We start from the raw sequence: 1,025 nt of genomic DNA, 5'->3' as shown, positions 1-1,025 counted from the left end.
CCTGTAAATGTATATGTTGTAGCGGTAACTGGACTTGGTACTTGCCAGCTTGCTCCATTATCAATACTGAAATTGTAATCACTTCCTGATCCTCCTGATGCAGTTACAACTATCTGACCATTTGTTCCATCATAACATGCTGTTGGTGTAGCTGTATGTGTTGGGTTTGTTGAAGGATTTACTGTGATATTAAATGGTGCTGATAAACATCCATTAGTATCTTGTGCTATAATTGTATGAGCTCCTGCTGCTACATCTGTAAAAGGACCTGTCTGGAATGCTCCTGCTCCATCCAATTGATATGTGTAAGGACCATTTCCTCCAGTAGCACTTGGCTCAATTGTTGCTCCTGTTGCAGGATTACATGTTACTTCTTTTGTAATAGTACCACTAGCAACTACAACTGTTGGTTCGTCAACTGTTACAGATCCTAATGAAATATCACAAGTATTACTGTTAATAGTAGTACGAATACGAACGTCATAACTTCCTGCTGTTAATCCTGTCACCGTAACTGGACTACTGGTAATTCCTGTTGTCCAAGTAGTTCCTCCATCAACACTATAATCAAATGAAGTTCCAAAATTATTTGCTGTAATATCAATAGCTCCATCGCTTCCTCCATTACACGTTGCATCTGCTCCTAAAACAGCTGTACCTAATAATTCTTGATTTGGTGCTATGGTTACAATTACATCAGTTGTACAATCACTTCCGTAATCAACTGTAACAGTATGATTACCAACCGCTAAATTATTAAACACATTTGAAGCCTGTGTTGTAGCTCCTAATGTATAGGTATAACTTGGATCCGTTGGGGTAATTGTTGCGTTTCCTGTACCATCACAGTTATATGATACACTATAACTAAAGGTAGGCTCCGTTGGTAATGGATCAATTACAATATCTGCTAAATTTAACTGACATCCATTTGAATCTCGAACCGTTAAAACATAAGTTCCTTCAGTTAAATTACTATAAACTAAATTATTAGAGTAAACTCCATTTACTCCATAAGTGTATGG

1 protein-coding gene is annotated in these 1,025 nt (G+C 37.3%); it reads right to left on the bottom strand.

The window, feature by feature from the left end:
• Positions 1-1,025 (bottom strand): hypothetical protein (locus EV195_RS16600; RefSeq protein WP_132796098.1); only part of this gene is annotated, 1,025 nt, incomplete at both ends.

The organism is Tenacibaculum skagerrakense, assembly GCF_004345825.1.
Lineage (GTDB): Bacteria > Bacteroidota > Bacteroidia > Flavobacteriales > Flavobacteriaceae > Polaribacter > Polaribacter skagerrakensis.
The sequence above is the reverse complement of the archived record's forward strand: the minus strand, read 5'-3'. Positions and strand labels throughout refer to the sequence as shown.